Source organism: Lactobacillus amylovorus DSM 20531, assembly GCF_002706375.1.
Taxonomy (GTDB): Bacteria; Bacillota; Bacilli; order Lactobacillales; family Lactobacillaceae; genus Lactobacillus; species Lactobacillus amylovorus.
Genome location: NZ_CP017706.1, coordinates 1,248,718 through 1,266,295 on the forward strand (window position 1 = coordinate 1,248,718; position 17,578 = coordinate 1,266,295).

A 17,578-nucleotide genomic window follows, 5' to 3' on the forward strand; every position below is an offset into this window, starting at 1 on the left:
ATAAAACTATACTATCTTAAAATTATTAACAAAAAAACAATGAAACTGTAACGAAAACCATTAGTATCCGCTATCTGTCGCCATCAAAAATATTGTCTTTTACAATAACGTAGTCAACTAACTTGATAGAATTAAGGTCACGACCACCCGCGTAAGAAATAGATGATTGCAAATCTTCTTGCATTTCACGCAAAGTGTCTTTAATTGAGCCGCGGAATGGCACTAACATTTGTTTACCTTCCACATTTCTATAAGCACCTTTTTGTACTTCAGAAGCTGAGCCCCAGTATTGTTTATAAGTCTTGCCGTCAATCTTAATGATGTTACCTGGAGATTCTTGGTGTCCTGCAAGCATTGAACCAATCATTACCATTGTAGCGCCGAAACGAACAGACTTCGCAATATCACCGTTATGACGAATACCACCGTCTGCGATTAATGGTTTTGAAGCCACCTTACTACACATACGAAGTGCGGCCAGTTGCCAGCCACCTGTACCAAAGCCTGTCTTGAGTTTGGTGATGCAGGCACGACCAGGACCAACACCAACTTTAGTGGCATCAGCGCCGGCATTTTCAAGTTCACGTACGGCTTCTGGTGTAGCAATGTTACCAGCAGTCAAAAATGAATCAGGCAATTTTTCCTTAATGTACTTGATCATCTTAATTACATAAACTGAATGACCATGGGCTACATCGATTGTGATGTATTCAGGCTTAAGGTTTTGCTTAACCAATTCGTCGATAAAATCATATTCGCTATCTTTAATACCGACTGAAATAGAAGCAAAGAGGCCCTTTTCGTGCATCATCTTGATAAAAGGAATTCTCTTCTCTGGTTCAAAACGGTGCATTACATAGTAATAACCGTTTTCTGCTAACCAAACTGCCAAGTCATTATTAATGACGCTTTCCATATTAGCTGATACAACCGGTATTTTAAATGTTCGGTTTCCGAACCTTACGCTAGTATCCGCGTCACGACGGCTTTTGATGATTCCTTTATTAGGAATAAGTTGGATATCATCATAATCAAAGGCTTCCATACTAAAATAATTACTCAATTTGATTTGCTCCTTATGTAGTGCTTTACCAAACGAAAACTACTATATGGGATAAAATTTAATTTGTCAATATAGAAATCGAACTATGAAAGAAAATAAAAATAAAATAATTCGGATTTTGCATTGACTAATAATTCACAAATTGCTAGACTAGCTTACGTAATATTTATAGAAATTTTTTATGAGGTGAATTTCAAATGACAGCAGTTGCAGTCGTAGGTAGTCAATGGGGCGATGAAGGGAAAGGAAAGATTACTGACTTTTTGAGTAAAGAAGCCGCAATGGCAGTTCGCTCAAATGGTGGTAACAACGCAGGCCACACAATTGATATTGATGGCAAAGAGTTCAAGATGCGTTTGATTCCTTCCGGTATTTTTGCCGCATCTAAGGGTGCAGTAATTGGTAACGGTGTAGTTATCAACCCAGAAGTTATGTTTGGTGAACTTGATAACTTGGAAAAGAACGGAATCGACACCAGCAAGTTAAGAATTTCTAACCGTGCTAACATCATCATGCCTTACGACATTAAGCAAGATGAATACCAAGAAGAAGCTAAGGGTGCTAACAAGATTGGTACTACTAAGAATGGTATTGGACCCACTTACATGGACAAGGCTTCAAGAATCGGTATTCGCGTTTGTGATTTACTTGAAAAAGATACTTTTGAAGAAAAATTACGCCTTAACTTGAAACTTAAGAACGAATTATTTACTAAGGTTTATGGTAAGCCAGCTCTTAAGTTTGAAGACATTTTTGACAAGTACTATGAATACGGCCAAAAGATGAAGAAGTACGTTACTGATACTTCAGTTTTGGTTAACGATGCACTTGATAACGGCGAAAAGGTCCTCTTTGAAGGTGCACAAGGTACTATGCTTGATATTGACGAAGGTACTTACCCATACGTAACTTCATCAAACACTATCTCAGGCGGTATCTGCTCAGGTATTGGTATGGGTGCTAACCGTTTGAACACTGTAATCGGTGTCTGCAAGGCTTACACCACTCGTGTTGGTGAAGGTCCATTCCCAACTGAACTTCTTGATGAAGTTGGTGACAGAATTCGTGACACTGCTCATGAATACGGTACTGTTACCGGTCGTCCACGTCGTGTTGGCTGGTTCGACTCAGTTGCCCTTCGTCATGCTAAGCGTGTGTCAGGCATTAACGGCTTAAGCTTGAACTTGCTTGATGTCTTCTCAGGCTTTGACAAGATTAAGATTGCTACTACTTACGAACTTGATGGTAAGAAGATTGATTACTACCCAGCAAGTTTGAAGGAACTTTACCGTTGTAAACCTGTTTATGAAGAACTTCCAGCATGGGATGAAGATATTACTCAAGTTAAGACTTGGGATGCTCTTCCAGAAAATGCTAAGAAGTTCTTGAATCGTGTTTCAGAATTGGTCGGTGTACCACTTGTTACTGTTTCAGTTGGTCCTGACCGTGAACAAACTATCGTATTGAAGAATCCATGGGAAATGTAATTTATGATTAATCGTTATACTCGTCCCGAAATGGGCAAAATTTGGACTGATGAAAATAGATACGCAGCTTGGCTTGAAGTAGAAATTGCTGCTACTAGAGCATGGGCTAAACAAGGCGAAGTGCCTAAGGAAGATGCAGAAAAGATTGCTAAGAATGCATCATTTACTGCAGAACGTGTGGCAGAACTTGAGCAAGTAACGCACCACGACGTTGTTGCCTTTACTCGTACAGTTTCTGAAAGCCTTGGACCTGAAAAGAAGTGGGTTCACTTCGGTCTTACTTCTACTGACGTTGTTGATACTGCTCAAGGACTTTTACTTAAGCAAGCTGACAACATTATCAGAAAAGATTTGCATGAATTAAAAGAGACCATTGCGGAAAAGGCTAGAAAATATAAGTACACTGTTGAAATGGGTCGTACTCACGGTGTGCAAGCTGAACCTACTACTTTTGGTTTGAAGCTCGCTCGCTGGTATGCCGAAATCAACCGTGATATTGAACGTTTCGAACACGCAGCCAAAGGGGTAGAATCAGGTAAAATTTCTGGTGCTGTTGGTACTTTTGCTAACGTTCCACCTGAGATCGAAACTAGTGTTATGAAGCAACTCGGTTTAACGCAACAACCAATCACCAGCCAAGTATTGCCACGTGATTTGCACGCAGAATACATCGCAATGCTTGCCTTGATCGCTACAAGTATTGAAAACTGGGCTACCGAAATTCGTGGTTTGCAAAGAAGCGAAATTCATGAAGTTGAAGAACACTTCCGTGCAGGTCAAAAGGGTTCTTCTGCAATGCCACACAAGCGTAACCCTATTGGCTCAGAAAATCTTTGTGGTATGGCCCGGGTAATGCGTGGTCATGTCGTTACAGCTTACGAAGACGTTGCCCTTTGGCACGAACGTGATATTTCTCACTCAAGTGCTGAACGTGTAATTTTGCCTGATACCACAATCGGTATCGACTACATGTTGCACCGCTTCAACCGTATTTTGAGCAACTTGGATGTCTTCCCAGAAACTATGCTCAAGAACATGGATCGTACCTACGGTTTGATTTACTCACAACGTGTGCTTCTTAAGTTGATTGACGAAGCAGGACTTTCTCGTGAAAAGGCCTATGATATGGTTCAAAAGTTGACTGCTAAGTCATGGAACGAGCAAAAACAATTTAAACCTCTAGTAGAAAATAGCGAAATTATGAACTACCTTTCTAAAGAAGACGTTGATGATGCCTTTGATTATCACTATCACTTGCGTCATGTGGACGAAATCTTCAAGAAGTGTGGTTTAGACTAATTGATAAAATACCTAATAAAGAAGCGTTTGGAGAAATTTCAAGCGCTTTTTTGGTACAATGGGAACATGTTAGAGGGAAAATATCATGAAAAAATTTGGTTCATTTGTTGTTAGATTAATCGTATTGCTTGCTGGTATTGCCCTAGCGGGTTTTCTTGTTTGGCAGTTATTCACTGATGCCACTTTACTTGACGTTGACGTGCAAACTAAGGGACCGGTCATTGTTGTAATTTATAGTTTGATCGCATTGATTTCATTAGGCGCCGGCGCTAGCTTTTTTACCGATAAAAATTTAGGTTCAACGATCTTTTTAGGATCAGTCTTAGCAGTAATTGCTTTAGTTTTGTGGGTTCAAAACCAAGATTTAGCTAATATCTATCGCTGGTACTTCATTTACGGCTTATTAGTCTCACTATTAAGTCCATTTTTTAGAAAAGAAGACTAAAAAAACAAATTCCGAAAAAAATTCGCACCTTTTTTGCGTAATAAATAGTAGAGGGTAAAAACTCTACTATTTTTTTGGAATGAGGTTTTGATATGTTAAATGATGAATTATCAGCAGAGATGGTTGACCACTTAACTGCTGGAATTTTGAAGAAATACAATGAGCATTTATTATCTGCGGTACAGCGAGTATTTCCAGAACTCGATATAACAGAGGTGCAGTCACTTGATGATATGAATAGAAATGCTCTGGGAGAACGAGCAGTAGTTCACGCGATCGCACGGGACAAACAACGCAATAAATATGGCCTGATCATCCAAGTTGGTTCACAACGTGATGGTGAAAACATTTTGGAAATTGCCAATGGCTATCAGGAAGAGATTATCTTTGGTGGATTAGGGGGATGCCCTGAAAATGAATTCAAGGCTTCATATGTGGTATTCTTCTGCCGCGAAGATCCATTTGGCAAAGGCAAGTTTCGCTATGAATATTTCGGTGGTGAGTACGATAAGCGAACTGGGAAAACTACATCGGCACCTAATGTAATTTTCTTTAATTTGGATAGCGAAGGAGAATTTTAAAAAATAGCTATGCATATGATTGAAAAACATAATTAAAGCAAAATGAGAATGAATATTGAGCTATCTGATGTATATATTCGAAATTAATTGCTTAAAATTAGTCATTAAAAATGTATATATCTGCGAAATAATGCGATTAAAAGGCGAAAACATCGCCTTTTTATTTTTTTAACAAAACAATGGACAAACCGAAAAAAAGGAATATAATCTTTGGTAAATCAAGCGACTATTAGAAAATGGTGAGAATATGAATGGACAAATGGACGACCACATGAACAAGCAAGAGCTTAATCATTGGTTACATAGTCGTAAATGGAAGAAGATATTGTTAATTTCAGAATTCGTTTATGTAGTAATTCTGATGTTGACGCTAGTTTTCAACTTTTCCGTTTTCATGCATTTAATAGTATTTCAAGGGATAGCAATTTTCATTTATTTATTAATCGGCTGGATCTTCGATAAAGGTGATTCAACTGTTCAGTTTAAAAAGCGTGATACATTATGGGAAACGATCACTAGCATTCGTCTTAATCGTTTATTCTTTATCAGATTTTTTGAAATAGTTACGTTCTGGGTAAATGTTGCAGCAGACATTGCATTTGGACGTAAGCTCTGGGACGACATTTTGAATGCGCCTTTAAAAATTCAACACGCGACTGCACTTGAGAATGCGGCATTATATGGTGATTTTGCTTGTGTAATTTTGCTGGCAGTAGTTTTTATTGCTATCATTCTTGCAAGTAAAAAGGCGATGCGTATTTCCGCCATTTTAGCAATCATTTTCTTATTGACAGTTTTGCTTATTCAACCAGAAATGATGAAAGCTTCTATTGTAGGAATTATCGGTAGTATCAGTGCAATCATGCTTTCTTACCAAGCTAAGCTGTAGCTAAAAATGAATAAAAAATTAACGGACTAGTTCAAGCTAGTCCGTTTTTGTTATTATATAAGTTGCTAGTTTATTGATGAGGATTAAGAAGAATGGTTACACAAAAACAACGTCGTCTTTGGGCATTCTTGGCTGCCTTAGCCTGCGTCATGTGGGGAATTTCAGGTTTATTTGCCAAGAGTTTATTCAATGTTAGTTCAGAAATTACGCCGATGTGGCTTTCACAAATCAGAATGGTCGTATCTGGCATTATCTTGTTGATTGTAGCAGGCTTTTTGAAGCAAAAACCAATTGCAACTATGAAAAATAAGCATGATGCCTGGGTAATTATTGCTTACGGTATTTTCGGTTTATTACCCGTGCAATTATTTTACTTTATCGTTGTGCAACAAGCTAACGCTTCAATCGCCACGATTTTGCAGTTCATCGGTCCATTTTTCGTAATGGGCTACTTAGCCTTTACGCACAAACAAGTAATGCGCCGGATCGATGTGATTGCAGCGATCTGTGCCTTTATCGGTGTTGTCTTGCTTGCAACGCACGGCCGTTTCAATCATTTCGCCATTACGCCAAGCGTTTTATTCTGGGGCTTGCTTTCAGCCGTTGGTGTAGCGACTAACACCTTGATTCCAATCGGCGTTTTAAAACGCGTCTCAAGCTTAGTCGTTACAGGTTGGGGCCTTTTATCTGCAGGAATCTGCTTGATGATCGTTCACCCACGGATGCCACATATTCCTAATACGCCACACGTTTGGCTTGATGTGGCAGCCGTAATTGTAATTGGTACTTTGATTCCGTTCCAGCTGATGACCAACTCATTGCGTTTCATCAAGGCTTCTACGGCAAGTTTGCTTGATGCATTTGAACCATTCTCTGCCACAGTTGGTTCAGTTCTCTGCTTTGGCTTAGTAATGACGCCAATGGACTGGATTGGTTCAATCTTGGTTGTTGTAGCTGCAATGGCTTTGAATTTGACGCCAAAACAAAAGAAGAAAAATAAAGTTCATGAATGAAAATAAAGAAGAGAGGTTTATTCAACCTCTCTTCTTTTGTAAAAAATTAAATTAGTTAAACAGACAAGTAATGTAATAATGCCATAGACAATGAAGATGCTGGTGATTAAGGCAAGAGAAGAAAATTCGATCCAAAAGAAGACGGAGATCGAAATTAAGATGGCTGCTAGGATAATAGTTACAATATTTAGTCTTTTAAATTGTAAAGTAATTCCTGAAGCAAAGGTGCAGGCGGTTGCAATAGATAGGCAGGCTAGGTTGATCATTGATGGGGCGTAAGATGATAGATCACGAAATTCTGAAACTAGTGAAAGGCCCAGAATTAAGGCGATCAGTATTAAAAAATGTCGTGCATAACTGTCTATTTTCTCCATAGTTTTTATTCAACTCCTGTAATCAATGTTACAAGCATATAAAAAAGTGAAAAATTTTTCAAGTTGAGCAAAGAAACATAAGCTCTTTCTTATCAAAATTACAAAATAAGACATTTTCAGTGATTTTGCTTAATTTGATAGTATTACTTTTAAAACATAGTTGTAATATTTCTCAGGTAATATATAAAGCGTCGAAAGATAAAAAGCATTTAAGGAGAAATATCAATTGAGTTTTAGACGTAATTTAGTTAAGTTTGCCGCAGTTTTATCAGTATTCTTTACAGGAATTTCATTTATTAATGTTCCTAATCAAACACAAACTGTGCACGCAGCAGAGCAAAGCACTACAGAAAAACGTGAAGCAGTTGCCGATCTTGCTAAAAAACAAGTTGGTAAGCGTTACGTTTACGGCGCTACCGGTCCATCCGCATTTGACTGCTCAGGCTTAACCCAATACGTTTACAAAAAAGCCGCTAACAAGACTTTACCTAGAACTACTTACACTCAAGTTAACAAGGGTAAGAGCGTTTCAATGAAGAACCTTAAGAAGGGTGACTTGTTGTTCTGGGGCTCAACCTCATCTCCATACCACGTAGGTGTTTATGTTGGTGACAATAAGTATGTTCACGCTGCAACACCAGGTCAAGGTGTGGTTGAGCAAACTTTGAGTTCATACTTTTACCCATCAGCAGCTAAGCGTGTATTAAACTAATTTGACAAAATAAGCCTAAAAGAAAATATCGATCGGAAATAATCCGGTCGATATTTTTGTTTTATTTTTGTATTTTGATATCAATGTATATCCCCAGCATGATTAATAACCACCACACAATTGTGAAAGGAATCCGTACTATTACTAAGGTGATGTAAGTACTCCAATCTAATATGAAAGGGAAGAATAAAAATATCCATGTAAGGACGATCAAGGTAATCATTGCTAGCTTGCTATGATCGTAACAGCAATAAACACAATTAGGCTGATCATTGCTTATACCTCTAAATAAAAAATACCATTAACAGTAGATGTTAATGGCATTCTGTTTATTCAGCTACTGTTTCTTTTTCGCTAATACGTTGCTTGTGCCAATCTAAAATCATGTTAACGATGGCATTTGCTACATTAGTGTTTTTAAGAAGTGGGCCGTGTGAGTATGAACCGATAAAGTTGCGGTAACGTAAACCTTCGACGTGGTCTTGTGGGTTGTTGCCATAGCCTTCGATCATGTTACCAAGGGGATGCAACTTGTCTTTGTTGTCGAAGTAAGTTTGACCTGAGTGGTTTTCAAAAGCCTTAACTTCGCCCCATTCGGTCATGTAACGAGTATCACCGATCATTCTCTTGTCTGATTTGAAGACGGTGTGTAATGGCAAAATATCGAGTCCTGGGATGGTTACACCAGAGTTGGTCTTGTAGTAGCTACCCATAAGTTGGTAGCCACCGCAGATGCAGAGCATTGGCTTGTCACTGTTGATGTATTTTTCAAGCGTTTCTTTGTGTCTTGGCAAATCTTTAGCAACCACAGTTTGTTCGAAGTCTTGGCCACCACCGAAGAATACGAAGTCGTAGTCAAAAGCGTTGAAGTCGTCGCCAAGTGAGATATTATCAACTTGGGTGTCATAGCCTTCACGTTTGAGTAAGAAGCTAAGAATCTTAACATCGCCGGAATCGCCGTAGGTGTTCATCAAATCTTCGTAAAGATATGCAATTTTGATTAATTTGTCGCTCATTTTATCGTCCCTTAATTTGCTAGAAATTTATGTACTTAGTATAACGTAAATCAAGAAGATTTGGCGATAAAAGATCTTGAAATCATGTTTCAATTATAACTGATAAAAATATGCTAAAAGTTTCAGATATAATCGAAACTTCTGTGGAAAATCTTTCGGATATAATATAATAAAGACAAATATAAGTATATTTGTACATTATGAGGAATAAAAAATGAAAACAAGTCTATTAAAAGGAATTATTTATGGGCAACGGCAAATTATTAGAGAGGCTAAAATAATACCGCGTGAATACTCGTTTGATCCGAATTTCAATTATGTCCTTGTAGGTTTAAGAAGAGCAGGAAAATCCACACTTCTTTATAAAGTAGCACAAGATTTAGTTAAAAATGGTGTTGATTGGGATCAAATCATTTATGTAAATTTTGAAGATGAACGTCTATTAGATTTTACAGTAAATGATTTCAATGACATTGTACTTACGGCTAATGAAATAACACCTAAAAAACATTATTACTTTTTTGATGAAATTCAAAATATTGATGGTTGGGAATATTTTGCTCGACGAATGGCTGATGAAAAACAGTATGTTTATATAACCGGTAGTAATGCCAAGATGTTAAGTGGAGATATTCAAACTCATTTGGGAGGTCGCTACATGATTAAATATATTGCCCCATTCAATTTTAGAGAATATCTAACAGCTAAAAATATTCGTCATGATGAAGAGGCGCTGTATACCACTGCATTGAATGGCCAAATACGTGGTGCTATGAATGCTTATTTAAAAGATGGTGGTTTACCTGAGACTATTAATGCCATCGAAAAAAGAGATTACCTAAACAATATTTATAATAATGTGCTACTCAGGGATGTAGTTTACAAAAATGGTGTTCGTTCACCTGAAGTATTACGGAATTTAATAAAGAAATTATCTGAATCTGTAATGCAAGATGTTACATATAATCGTCTGGCAAAATTATTGACACAAATTGGCCATCGTGAAAACGAAAAGAAGGTAAGTCCCGAAACTATAATTGATTATCTTGACTATGCTAAAGAAGCCTATCTTATTTTTGATATTGAAAACTATGTTGCCAGATTTGCTGAGAGAAAAGCAAGCCCCAAATATTACTTTACTGATAATGGAATTTTGAATCTATTCTTGTTTGATAAAAATGCCACACTTCTAGAAAATGTTGTAGCTATTGTTCTTCATAATAAATATAAGGATGATGTTTACTTTCTTAAGTCGGCTAAGACAAAGATTGATATCGATTTTTATTTACCAGAACATAGCAAAGCAATTCAGGTAACATGGGAACTTTCAGAGACTGATAAAAAAAGAGAGATTAGCAATCTAGTTAAATTGCATCAAACTAATCCGGAGATAAAAGATTTGATAATAGTCACAGCTGAAGATGAGGATGAAATTCAAGTAGGTGACTGTAAAATTCAAGTAATACCTGTATACAAATTTTTGCTGAAAAACTAAATTAAAATATTTGATCATCATAATAGTGGTTGTGTCGCTAAGGGCTTAATAATATCTGCAGTTAATTCTTAGACAGAAAAAAGTCTAACTTTGTCAAAAATGATTAGTTGAAAAAGCCGACTTTATTAAAAGAATAAATAATACCCATGTGAGTCATGGTTTAATGTAATTGCTATACAAATAGGCGTTTAATAACTGGTAGCGCAATTCCAATCACGACCAAACCTCCATTGAAAAGGTAATTAATAAATTTTTTAAGAATAAAAGTTGATTTCATAATCGGAGTCCTTTCTATGAAACATGAAATATATGGTATTAAATTTCGCAAATTGCGTAAACAACAACATCTAAGCCTAGAACAAGCTGCCGAAGGTATTACTTCAAGGCAAACTTTAGGAAACTGGGAATTAGGCAAGGGTGATATGGATTTCACTAAAGTGCTGCTTTTATTAAGAAAAATTCATGTACAACCAATTGACTTTTTAGAAAATAGTGTATCGGAGTATCTTCGACATATTACAAGTGAAATTTCCAGTATGTATGTAAATGATCAAATAGATGAGTTGCATCAGTATGCGCAACATGCTTTAAATGTTAGCCATGATAATGTTCAAGATAAGATTGTTTTCTTTCGAACATGTGTTGCTTGTAACTATTTGTTAGATTTAACTGGAAAAGATCTAATGAATAAGAGTGATAAGCTTCGACTAAATTCATTTTTTAATAGAGTACAAAACGAAGATGAACATTGGTATTACGAAGATGTATATTTCTTTGGAAATACACAAAGTGTTTTGACTGCCAGAAAAATCTATGAATTAGCCTATTCACTTAATTATTATGCAAAAGGACATTTAACTAGCAATAAAGAATGGACTACAGCAGTATTAAATACCTTAATTAATGCATTATTTGTACTTGTAAAAAAAGATATCGATTTGGCACGAAAGTTAGATTTAATTTTAGGCGAGAATTTAAATCAAATATCAGATACATATTCTTTTGAAAAAATTAGATTTAATTTCATGCATAACTTAATTGAATATGTTTTTACCCAAGACAATGCCAAAATATTAAGACAATTTGAGTTTTTACAGTTTGAAAATTTAATAGATTTAGAGTCAGGATTTAGAACAGCTTATGAACAGGTGAATGAAATTTACTTTCATATGAACTAAATCCTACTATTATTATATTTCCTAAGAATAATCAAAAATGTTTTTTGCTAATATATTGGCATTAAAAATAATGCGCTTACATTCTGTGCTATTTTGATAATGTAATCTGAATGATATTGAAAAATACAAGGAGGCTATATAATGAATAAATTTATAAAAGTAACAGCTCAGACAACACTAGCAATTAGCTTATTGCTAACAGCAACTCCATTAACTTCACTTTCAGTTAATGCTACTGCTGTTGAAAAGGATATGACACAACAAAAATTAAGTTTGTCCACTCAAAAAAGAATTGATCCATATATTGCTGTTAAGAATAATCAATATGTTCTGAGTGATAATGCTACTTCTGTAGTTTCGAGAGACGATTATATTGCTGCTAAACAACTAATTGCTTAAGCTAATATAGTTATAGCTGAAAAAGGTTTAGTAATTAATCCTCAAACTAAAACGGCAACTACTGCTTTAACAATGTCTGATAATTCATCCTTATATAACACTAACTTAATGAGAGCAAGTAAGAAAAAATATCATTATGGTGTTAATAAAGTTACGGTTCATTGGAATTATATTAGAATTTACATGGATAAAACTCTAACTAAAAATGTTGCTGCTGGAATAACTGGTGGTTTAAGTGGACTTATTGGTGGAGCTGTTTCTGGTCCCGCTGCAGCGGGAGCAGCTGGTGCAATAGGTGGTTTTGTTGGATCAGCCGTGGGAAATAGCATCAAAGGTGGTATTTGGATCGATTATAATTATTATCAAGGTGTAACCAATTGGGGTTGGCAATAATTATGAAAAAGAATCTAAGAATACTGTATTTTGTAATAGTATTTACTATTTTTGAAGTATTGTATACTACTTATGTTTCACCACATTTATCCAATTTTTGGATTAATGCTTTAGTGAGTGTATTATGTGGTGGAGCTCTAGCTATAATCCTTTATAAAGTTTTTGAAAGTAAAAAATAAATCAAGTTAGAGAGCACTAAAAATAAGCATCTAGTCGAGAAAAAACTAGATGCTTATTTGCTTATTTAATGTAGTAATTTATTCCTTCTCATTCTTTTGTGCAGCTAAGTGATTGATTGGACCAAACTTTGAACCAACAGCAATCGGATGTGAAATTGCTTCGTAGGTAAAGTCCTTAGCGATTTTTACACTATCAATTAAATCGTTACCTTTAGCAAGCTCAGCAGCAATAACAGCAGATAATGTATCACCAGTTCCGTTTACGCGATCAGTCTTAAAGTATGGCTTAGTAAAGGTATGGAATTTGCCATCTTCGGTAAGTAAAAGATCAGTTACTTCGGTTTGTTCACCGTCGTGACGCCCCTTCATCAAAACGTTTTTGGCACCCATATCTTGCAACATTTTTGCGCCTTTTTTAACCTCGTCAAGATCGTTTAATTCAAGACCGGTTAATTTCTTTTGTTCATAAAAGTTTGGCGTAATGATGTCTGCAAGTGGCACTAAACGATTAATAAAAGTGTTGTAAGAATCATCATCCATTAAAGTATTGCCGTGTTTAGTAGAAATCACGGGATCGATGACAATTTTACCGAAATCATATTTTTCAAGGTTGTCGGCAACTACGTTCATCACTTTGGAATCGGCAACCATCCCAGTTTTAGCAGCATTGATAGTAAAATCATCTGCTAAAACGTCGAATTGTTTTTGAATGAAATCAAGTGGCATTACTTGTTGGGCAAAAATGCCTTTAGTGTTACCTGCAACGGCTGCAGTTAGCAGTCCCATACCATAAACGCCACGTGCATAGAATGAGTGTAAATCTGCAGGCATCCCTGCGCTACCATCACTATCATTACCAGCAATGGTTACTGCAATTTTTTGATTTTGATCTGTCATTAATTTGAAGGCCTCTCTTTTTTTTATTTATAAAAAATTATAACGCGATTAATTGGACAACTGCTAGCAACTACACTTTAAAAACTGTAAACTAATAAGAAAGCGCTTTTGATAGGAAGAAATAATATGAAAGAAAAATATATTTTATCGATTGATGAGGGAACTACATCAACTAGAGCAATTATTTTTGATCATAATGGTAATGAGATCGCTTCAGCTCAAAAAGAAATTACACAATACTTTCCTGAACCAGGTTGGGTTGAACACGATGTTAATGAAATTTGGATGGCAGTACAAACGACAATTGCCAATGCTTTTATTCAATCAGGTATTTGGCCGGGACAGATTGCAGCAATTGGCATTACGAATCAACGTGAAACTACTGTAGTCTGGGATAAAGATACCGGTAAGCCGATTTATCATGCCATTGTCTGGCAATCACGTCAAACAACTGAATTAGCTGAAAAGTTGAAAAAAGAAGGCTACGGAGAAAAGATAAGAGAAAAAACAGGCTTAATCATCGACCCATATTTCAGTGCAACTAAGATTCGCTGGATTCTTGATCATGTAGACGGTGCGCAAGAAAAGGCGGAGCAGGGCAAGCTTTTATTTGGAACAATCGATAGCTGGTTGGTCTGGAAATTGACTGATGGACAAAAACATGTGACTGACTACACCAATGCTTCAAGAACTATGCTCTTTAATATCCATACTCTTAAGTGGGACAAAGATATTTTGAAGCTGCTCAATATTCCAGAGCAAATGTTACCAGAGGTGCGTTCTAACTCTGAAGTTTATGGTAAGACGGCTACTTACATGTTCTTTGGCGGAGAAGTACCAATTGCCGGAATGGCAGGGGACCAACAAGCTGCTTTGTTTGGTCAGCTTGCTTTAAAACCTGGCATGGTGAAGAACACTTATGGAACAGGTGCCTTTATCGTGATGAACACTGGTGATAAACCAACCACGTCTAACAATAATTTACTGACGACGATTGGTTATGGCATCAACGGCAAGATTACTTACGCCTTAGAAGGTTCAATCTTTGTGGCAGGTAGTGCAATTCAGTGGCTGCGTGATTCGATGAAACTGATTAAGAATGCACCGGATTCTGAAAAGGCTGCATATGAATCAACTTCTGAAAATGAAGTCTATGTTGTGCCTGCATTTACAGGACTGGGTGCACCTTATTGGGATGCGGAAGCACGTGGTGCAATTTTCGGTGTTACACGTGGAACTACTGACAAAGATATGATTAAGGCAACGCTTCAATCACTTGCTTATCAGACTAGGGATGTAGTTGATACAATGCAAAAAGATTCTGGTATTGATATTCCAGCGCTTCGCGTTGATGGTGGCGCAAGTAACAATGACTATCTGATGCAGTTCCAAGCAGACATTTTAGGCAAGAAGATTGAACGTACTAAGGTCTTGGAAACAACTAGTATGGGTGCCGCATTTTTAGCTGGACTTGCTGTTGGATATTGGAAGAATATTGATGAATTAAAGCATGTCTTCACTATTGGTCAGACATTTGAGCCTAAAATGGGTGAACTAGAGCGAGAAAAATTGTATTCAGGTTGGCAACGTGCAATTAAAGCTACACGAGTTTTTGCACACGGTAAATAAATATGACAATTGGTGAGGCTTTAAAGAAAGAGCGAAAAGATCTTGGCTTAACACAGGCAGAAATGGCAGCTGGCGTAATTACAACTGCGCATTATTCTAAAATTGAACGTGATAAACATGATATTTCTGCCTATGATCTTTTTGAAATATTGACCAAAAATAATATTAATTTGGTGGACTTTATTAAGGAAATAGAAGATACATATCAATCTACTCCTGAAAATCAAATAAATTTAAATTTGAGATTAATACATGCCTTTTATCAATCTGATCAAAAAAGTGTAAGAATCCTAAATAAAGAGATTCAAGAATCTGCAGCTACTAAAGAAGAAAAAAATGCGTGCCATTTTAATCGAAGCGAATGTAACACATACAATTGACCAGATTCCTGGGAAAGTTCGTAAGGAAATTAAACGTATTTTATTCGAGAATGATGATTGGGTGGATGATAAATTAACTTTAAGATTATTTTGCAATTCGATGCTGATCTTTTCACATAATGAATTAAATTTTTATATTAATGAGATTATAGATAAGTATTCTGCACATTTTGATCAAGAAGATTTTCATCATCAAAAACTCATCGCATCTATTTGTGTTAACTTTTTATACGTTAATTGCATTAATAATAATTTGGACTTTGATTCTCGGATTTTTTCACTACTTGATCAATTGCCCGAGATGCCAGAATTTTTCTTTTATAAAGTTTTGCGCAATTACTATAAAGCAGTTGCGGGTAAAGATACGACAAAATGTCAATCTATAAAGAGCTTTTTAGCTCAAAATGGCTTGCCTCATTTTAGTGACACATTACCTAAATAAAAATGCATAAATGCAAAATTTGTTCAATTTTGCATTTTTTTGTGCTTTATAAAAATAATGTATCAAAATAAGATGTATATATTTAACGAAAGCAGTAAAACACATGAACGTAAACTTCAAATGGATCATTAAAAATTTGCCATTTTGGCTGCTAATCCTTATTGTCATCACATTAATCGCTGGTGGCTTTGAAGGAGTTATCAACGGTATAATCTTAGGACAATTTCCAAATTTAGTTGGTAAAAGTGGCACAGAATTAATTCTATTCTTGATTAAAAGTACAATCATTTTCATTGCCACATATACTGCCATTGTTTTGCAGAATATTTTTCTTAACATAGCTCGTAAGCGTCTTAGAGTGAAGTTGAAGAAGACAATGTTGATCAATAGCTTCGCCTTAAAAGAGGATGCTGCAAGTGGACTTAATCACATCAGTAACGACGCAACTAAGATTGATGATCAATATTTCGCTGTCATTGCTGGCATTTTATCAACTGGGACGGCCGCAATTATTTCGACGATCTATGTTCTGAGAGTAAACCTGTTAATGGGGATCATCTTTGTTGCTTTCTCATGCTTAAGCCTCATCCCCATGCTTTTTGGTAAAAATAAACTGGGGCAACTGGGTGAACAATGGAGTAATGAAAACAGCAAGATGATGCGTACGGCTAGTGATTGGTTCAAAGGCTTACGCGATATCTTACAATACCAAGCACAAAAGCCATTCTTCAAGAGAGTTAGCCAAGATGTTGAAACTAGTGAAAATACTCTATTAAAGCAAGAGAACCTGCAGTGGTGGATTCAATATGCTAACTTGCTCTTCACGGTTTTAGCAATTATTGCGCCATGGGCAATTGGTTTTTACTTCATTACCACGCACCAATTTGGCGTAACGATTAGTGCACTGCTTTCGTTAACTTTATCAGCAAATAGCGTTGTACAAAATTTCCGTGGGTTAATGCAGTATTGGGCACAGGTTGCTAGCACAACTGAAATTAGAAAAATTAAACTTGCTAAAAATGATATTTTTGAAGATGCTAAGACGGAAAATGAAAAGCCGAATATCAAATTTGATGATGTTAGCTTAACTTACAAGGATCATCCAATTTATCAGAATTTGAACTTTGATTTGGCTTATGGCAAAAAATTATTGTTGCAAGGTCCATCCGGATCAGGCAAGAGTACACTACTTAATATGGTTTCAGGTCTGCTTAAACCATCACATGGTACGATAAAAATTGGTGGTGAAGATCCTAGTCCAGCACAATCTGTTTATATTGCTCAAACGCCATGGTTATTCCAAGGGACGATTAAAGATAATCTATGCTTAGGTGAATCATTTACTGATCAGCAACTACTAAAAGTTTTAAGTGAGGTAGGCTTAGCTGATGAATTAGGTAAAGATCCGCTGAATCGAGTAATTCACCCTGAGCAAGAAGATTTATCAGGTGGTCAAAGACAGCGTTTAGTCATTGCTAGAGCTTTGTTACGTGATCGACCGATCATTTTACTTGATGAAATCACCGCAGCTCTTGATGAGAAGAATTCAGATGATATTAGAGAGATTTTATATAATACCCCTAAGACGATTATTGAAAGTGCGCACCATATTAATTTTGATCTAACAAAGAAATATGGTTTTGAATCTTGGATGATTGAAGATCATCATTTAGTAAATAATAAATAGATAAAATTAGAGTTGACAGT

General features: G+C 36.1%; 19 protein-coding genes. 15 read left to right on the forward strand and 4 right to left on the reverse strand.

Features of this window, described 5'->3' with window-relative positions; genetic code table 11:
• Nucleotides 1-70: 70 nt before the first annotated feature.
• Nucleotides 71-1,063 (reverse strand): GMP reductase, encoded by a 993-nt coding sequence (locus tag LA20531_RS06460; RefSeq protein WP_056939556.1) that lies wholly within the window; start codon nucleotides 1,061-1,063, stop codon nucleotides 71-73.
• 197 nt (nucleotides 1,064-1,260) lie between these two features.
• Between LA20531_RS06460 and LA20531_RS06465 the strand changes: the two genes are divergently transcribed.
• The 6 genes from LA20531_RS06465 to LA20531_RS06490 all read left to right on the forward strand — a co-directional run bounded on the left by LA20531_RS06465 (nucleotide 1,261) and on the right by LA20531_RS06490 (nucleotide 6,777).
• Nucleotides 1,261-2,550: an adenylosuccinate synthase gene (locus tag LA20531_RS06465; RefSeq protein ID WP_056939557.1), complete on the forward strand. Its 1,290-nt coding sequence runs from the start codon at nucleotides 1,261-1,263 to the stop codon at nucleotides 2,548-2,550.
• 3 nt (nucleotides 2,551-2,553) lie between these two features.
• Nucleotides 2,554-3,849 (forward strand): adenylosuccinate lyase, encoded by a 1,296-nt coding sequence (gene purB, locus LA20531_RS06470; RefSeq protein WP_056939558.1) that lies wholly within the window; start codon nucleotides 2,554-2,556, stop codon nucleotides 3,847-3,849.
• 85 nt (nucleotides 3,850-3,934) lie between these two features.
• Nucleotides 3,935-4,294, forward strand: coding sequence for a hypothetical protein (locus LA20531_RS06475; RefSeq protein ID WP_056939559.1), 360 nt, complete (start codon nucleotides 3,935-3,937; stop codon nucleotides 4,292-4,294).
• A gap of 92 nt (nucleotides 4,295-4,386) precedes the next feature.
• A complete protein-coding gene (locus LA20531_RS06480) occupies nucleotides 4,387-4,875 on the forward strand; it encodes a hypothetical protein (RefSeq protein ID WP_056939560.1) in 489 nt (162 codons plus the stop codon).
• 247 nt (nucleotides 4,876-5,122) lie between these two features.
• Complete coding sequence (locus tag LA20531_RS06485; RefSeq protein WP_056939561.1) at nucleotides 5,123-5,764, forward strand: hypothetical protein; 642 nt, start codon at nucleotides 5,123-5,125, stop codon at nucleotides 5,762-5,764.
• A 92-nt stretch (nucleotides 5,765-5,856) separates the two neighbouring features.
• On the forward strand, nucleotides 5,857-6,777 hold the full coding sequence (locus LA20531_RS06490; protein ID WP_056939562.1) for a DMT family transporter: 921 nt from the start codon (nucleotides 5,857-5,859) through the stop codon (nucleotides 6,775-6,777).
• Nucleotides 6,778-6,794: 17 nt separating this feature from the next.
• Here LA20531_RS06490 and LA20531_RS11365 read toward each other — a convergent pair whose 3' ends face one another.
• Nucleotides 6,795-7,151, reverse strand: a complete 357-nt coding sequence (locus LA20531_RS11365; protein ID WP_201779569.1) for an ABC transporter substrate-binding protein — start codon at nucleotides 7,149-7,151, stop codon at nucleotides 6,795-6,797.
• Between the two features lie 226 nt (nucleotides 7,152-7,377).
• Between LA20531_RS11365 and LA20531_RS06500 the strand changes: the two genes are divergently transcribed.
• Complete coding sequence (locus LA20531_RS06500) at nucleotides 7,378-7,863, forward strand: C40 family peptidase (protein ID WP_056939563.1); 486 nt, start codon at nucleotides 7,378-7,380, stop codon at nucleotides 7,861-7,863.
• A gap of 329 nt (nucleotides 7,864-8,192) precedes the next feature.
• Here the strand turns inward: LA20531_RS06500 and LA20531_RS06505 are convergent, their stop codons facing one another.
• A complete protein-coding gene (locus tag LA20531_RS06505) occupies nucleotides 8,193-8,879 on the reverse strand; it encodes a type 1 glutamine amidotransferase (protein WP_056939564.1) in 687 nt (228 codons plus the stop codon).
• 214 nt (nucleotides 8,880-9,093) lie between these two features.
• On the opposite strand from LA20531_RS06505, the gene LA20531_RS06510 reads away from it, so the two are divergent.
• The 4 genes from LA20531_RS06510 to LA20531_RS06525 all read left to right on the forward strand — a co-directional run bounded on the left by LA20531_RS06510 (nucleotide 9,094) and on the right by LA20531_RS06525 (nucleotide 12,344).
• On the forward strand, nucleotides 9,094-10,374 hold the full coding sequence (locus tag LA20531_RS06510) for an ATP-binding protein (protein ID WP_056939565.1): 1,281 nt from the start codon (nucleotides 9,094-9,096) through the stop codon (nucleotides 10,372-10,374).
• 293 nt (nucleotides 10,375-10,667) lie between these two features.
• The gene (locus LA20531_RS06515) at nucleotides 10,668-11,552 is read left to right on the forward strand and encodes a helix-turn-helix domain-containing protein (RefSeq protein WP_056939566.1); all 885 of its coding nucleotides are present in this window, start codon (nucleotides 10,668-10,670) and stop codon (nucleotides 11,550-11,552) included.
• Nucleotides 11,553-11,693: 141 nt separating this feature from the next.
• The gene (locus LA20531_RS06520) at nucleotides 11,694-11,951 is read left to right on the forward strand and encodes a hypothetical protein (protein WP_056939567.1); all 258 of its coding nucleotides are present in this window, start codon (nucleotides 11,694-11,696) and stop codon (nucleotides 11,949-11,951) included.
• Between the two features lie 72 nt (nucleotides 11,952-12,023).
• Nucleotides 12,024-12,344, forward strand: a complete 321-nt coding sequence (locus LA20531_RS06525; RefSeq protein ID WP_056939568.1) for a hypothetical protein — start codon at nucleotides 12,024-12,026, stop codon at nucleotides 12,342-12,344.
• A gap of 257 nt (nucleotides 12,345-12,601) precedes the next feature.
• Here LA20531_RS06525 and thiD read toward each other — a convergent pair whose 3' ends face one another.
• Entirely contained in the window at nucleotides 12,602-13,420 is an 819-nt protein-coding gene (thiD, locus tag LA20531_RS06530; RefSeq protein WP_056939569.1) for a bifunctional hydroxymethylpyrimidine kinase/phosphomethylpyrimidine kinase, read from the reverse strand.
• 126 nt (nucleotides 13,421-13,546) lie between these two features.
• Between thiD and glpK the strand changes: the two genes are divergently transcribed.
• The 4 genes from glpK (at nucleotide 13,547) to LA20531_RS06545 (ending at nucleotide 17,558) form a co-directional block, all read left to right on the forward strand.
• Nucleotides 13,547-15,049: a glycerol kinase GlpK gene (gene glpK / locus LA20531_RS06535; protein WP_056939570.1), complete on the forward strand. Its 1,503-nt coding sequence runs from the start codon at nucleotides 13,547-13,549 to the stop codon at nucleotides 15,047-15,049.
• A gap of 2 nt (nucleotides 15,050-15,051) precedes the next feature.
• On the forward strand, nucleotides 15,052-15,429 hold the full coding sequence (locus LA20531_RS11610; RefSeq protein ID WP_236704129.1) for a helix-turn-helix domain-containing protein: 378 nt from the start codon (nucleotides 15,052-15,054) through the stop codon (nucleotides 15,427-15,429).
• Nucleotides 15,386-15,871, forward strand: a complete 486-nt coding sequence (locus tag LA20531_RS11615) for a hypothetical protein (protein WP_236704130.1) — start codon at nucleotides 15,386-15,388, stop codon at nucleotides 15,869-15,871. Before LA20531_RS11610 ends, LA20531_RS11615 begins: the two co-directional genes overlap by 44 nt.
• 103 nt (nucleotides 15,872-15,974) lie before the next feature.
• Nucleotides 15,975-17,558 carry an ATP-binding cassette domain-containing protein gene (locus LA20531_RS06545; protein WP_056939571.1) on the forward strand — a complete coding sequence of 528 codons (1,584 nt, stop codon included), beginning with the start codon at nucleotides 15,975-15,977 and terminating at the stop codon, nucleotides 17,556-17,558.
• Nucleotides 17,559-17,578: the final 20 nt, after the last annotated feature.

What these genes read in the sequence shown, in the direction of transcription:
- LA20531_RS06465 (WP_056939557.1), top strand. Translation starts at nt 1,261, where the DNA reads ATGACAGCAGTTGCAGTCGTAGGTAGTCAATGGGGCGATGAAGGGAAA.
- purB (WP_056939558.1), top strand. Translation starts at nt 2,554, where the DNA reads ATGATTAATCGTTATACTCGTCCCGAAATGGGCAAAATTTGGACTGAT.
- LA20531_RS06475 (WP_056939559.1), top strand. Translation starts at nt 3,935, where the DNA reads ATGAAAAAATTTGGTTCATTTGTTGTTAGATTAATCGTATTGCTTGCT.
- LA20531_RS06480 (WP_056939560.1), top strand. Translation starts at nt 4,387, where the DNA reads ATGTTAAATGATGAATTATCAGCAGAGATGGTTGACCACTTAACTGCT.
- LA20531_RS06485 (WP_056939561.1), top strand. Translation starts at nt 5,123, where the DNA reads ATGAATGGACAAATGGACGACCACATGAACAAGCAAGAGCTTAATCAT.
- LA20531_RS06490 (WP_056939562.1), top strand. Translation starts at nt 5,857, where the DNA reads ATGGTTACACAAAAACAACGTCGTCTTTGGGCATTCTTGGCTGCCTTA.
- LA20531_RS11365 (WP_201779569.1), bottom strand. Translation starts at nt 7,151, where the DNA reads ATGGAGAAAATAGACAGTTATGCACGACATTTTTTAATACTGATCGCC.
- LA20531_RS06505 (WP_056939564.1), bottom strand. Translation starts at nt 8,879, where the DNA reads ATGAGCGACAAATTAATCAAAATTGCATATCTTTACGAAGATTTGATG.
- LA20531_RS06510 (WP_056939565.1), top strand. Translation starts at nt 9,094, where the DNA reads ATGAAAACAAGTCTATTAAAAGGAATTATTTATGGGCAACGGCAAATT.
- LA20531_RS06515 (WP_056939566.1), top strand. Translation starts at nt 10,668, where the DNA reads ATGAAACATGAAATATATGGTATTAAATTTCGCAAATTGCGTAAACAA.
- LA20531_RS06520 (WP_056939567.1), top strand. Translation starts at nt 11,694, where the DNA reads ATGAATAAATTTATAAAAGTAACAGCTCAGACAACACTAGCAATTAGC.
- LA20531_RS06525 (WP_056939568.1), top strand. Translation starts at nt 12,024, where the DNA reads ATGTCTGATAATTCATCCTTATATAACACTAACTTAATGAGAGCAAGT.
- thiD (WP_056939569.1), bottom strand. Translation starts at nt 13,420, where the DNA reads ATGACAGATCAAAATCAAAAAATTGCAGTAACCATTGCTGGTAATGAT.
- glpK (WP_056939570.1), top strand. Translation starts at nt 13,547, where the DNA reads ATGAAAGAAAAATATATTTTATCGATTGATGAGGGAACTACATCAACT.
- LA20531_RS11610 (WP_236704129.1), top strand. Translation starts at nt 15,052, where the DNA reads ATGACAATTGGTGAGGCTTTAAAGAAAGAGCGAAAAGATCTTGGCTTA.
- LA20531_RS11615 (WP_236704130.1), top strand. Translation starts at nt 15,386, where the DNA reads ATGCGTGCCATTTTAATCGAAGCGAATGTAACACATACAATTGACCAG.
- LA20531_RS06545 (WP_056939571.1), top strand. Translation starts at nt 15,975, where the DNA reads ATGAACGTAAACTTCAAATGGATCATTAAAAATTTGCCATTTTGGCTG.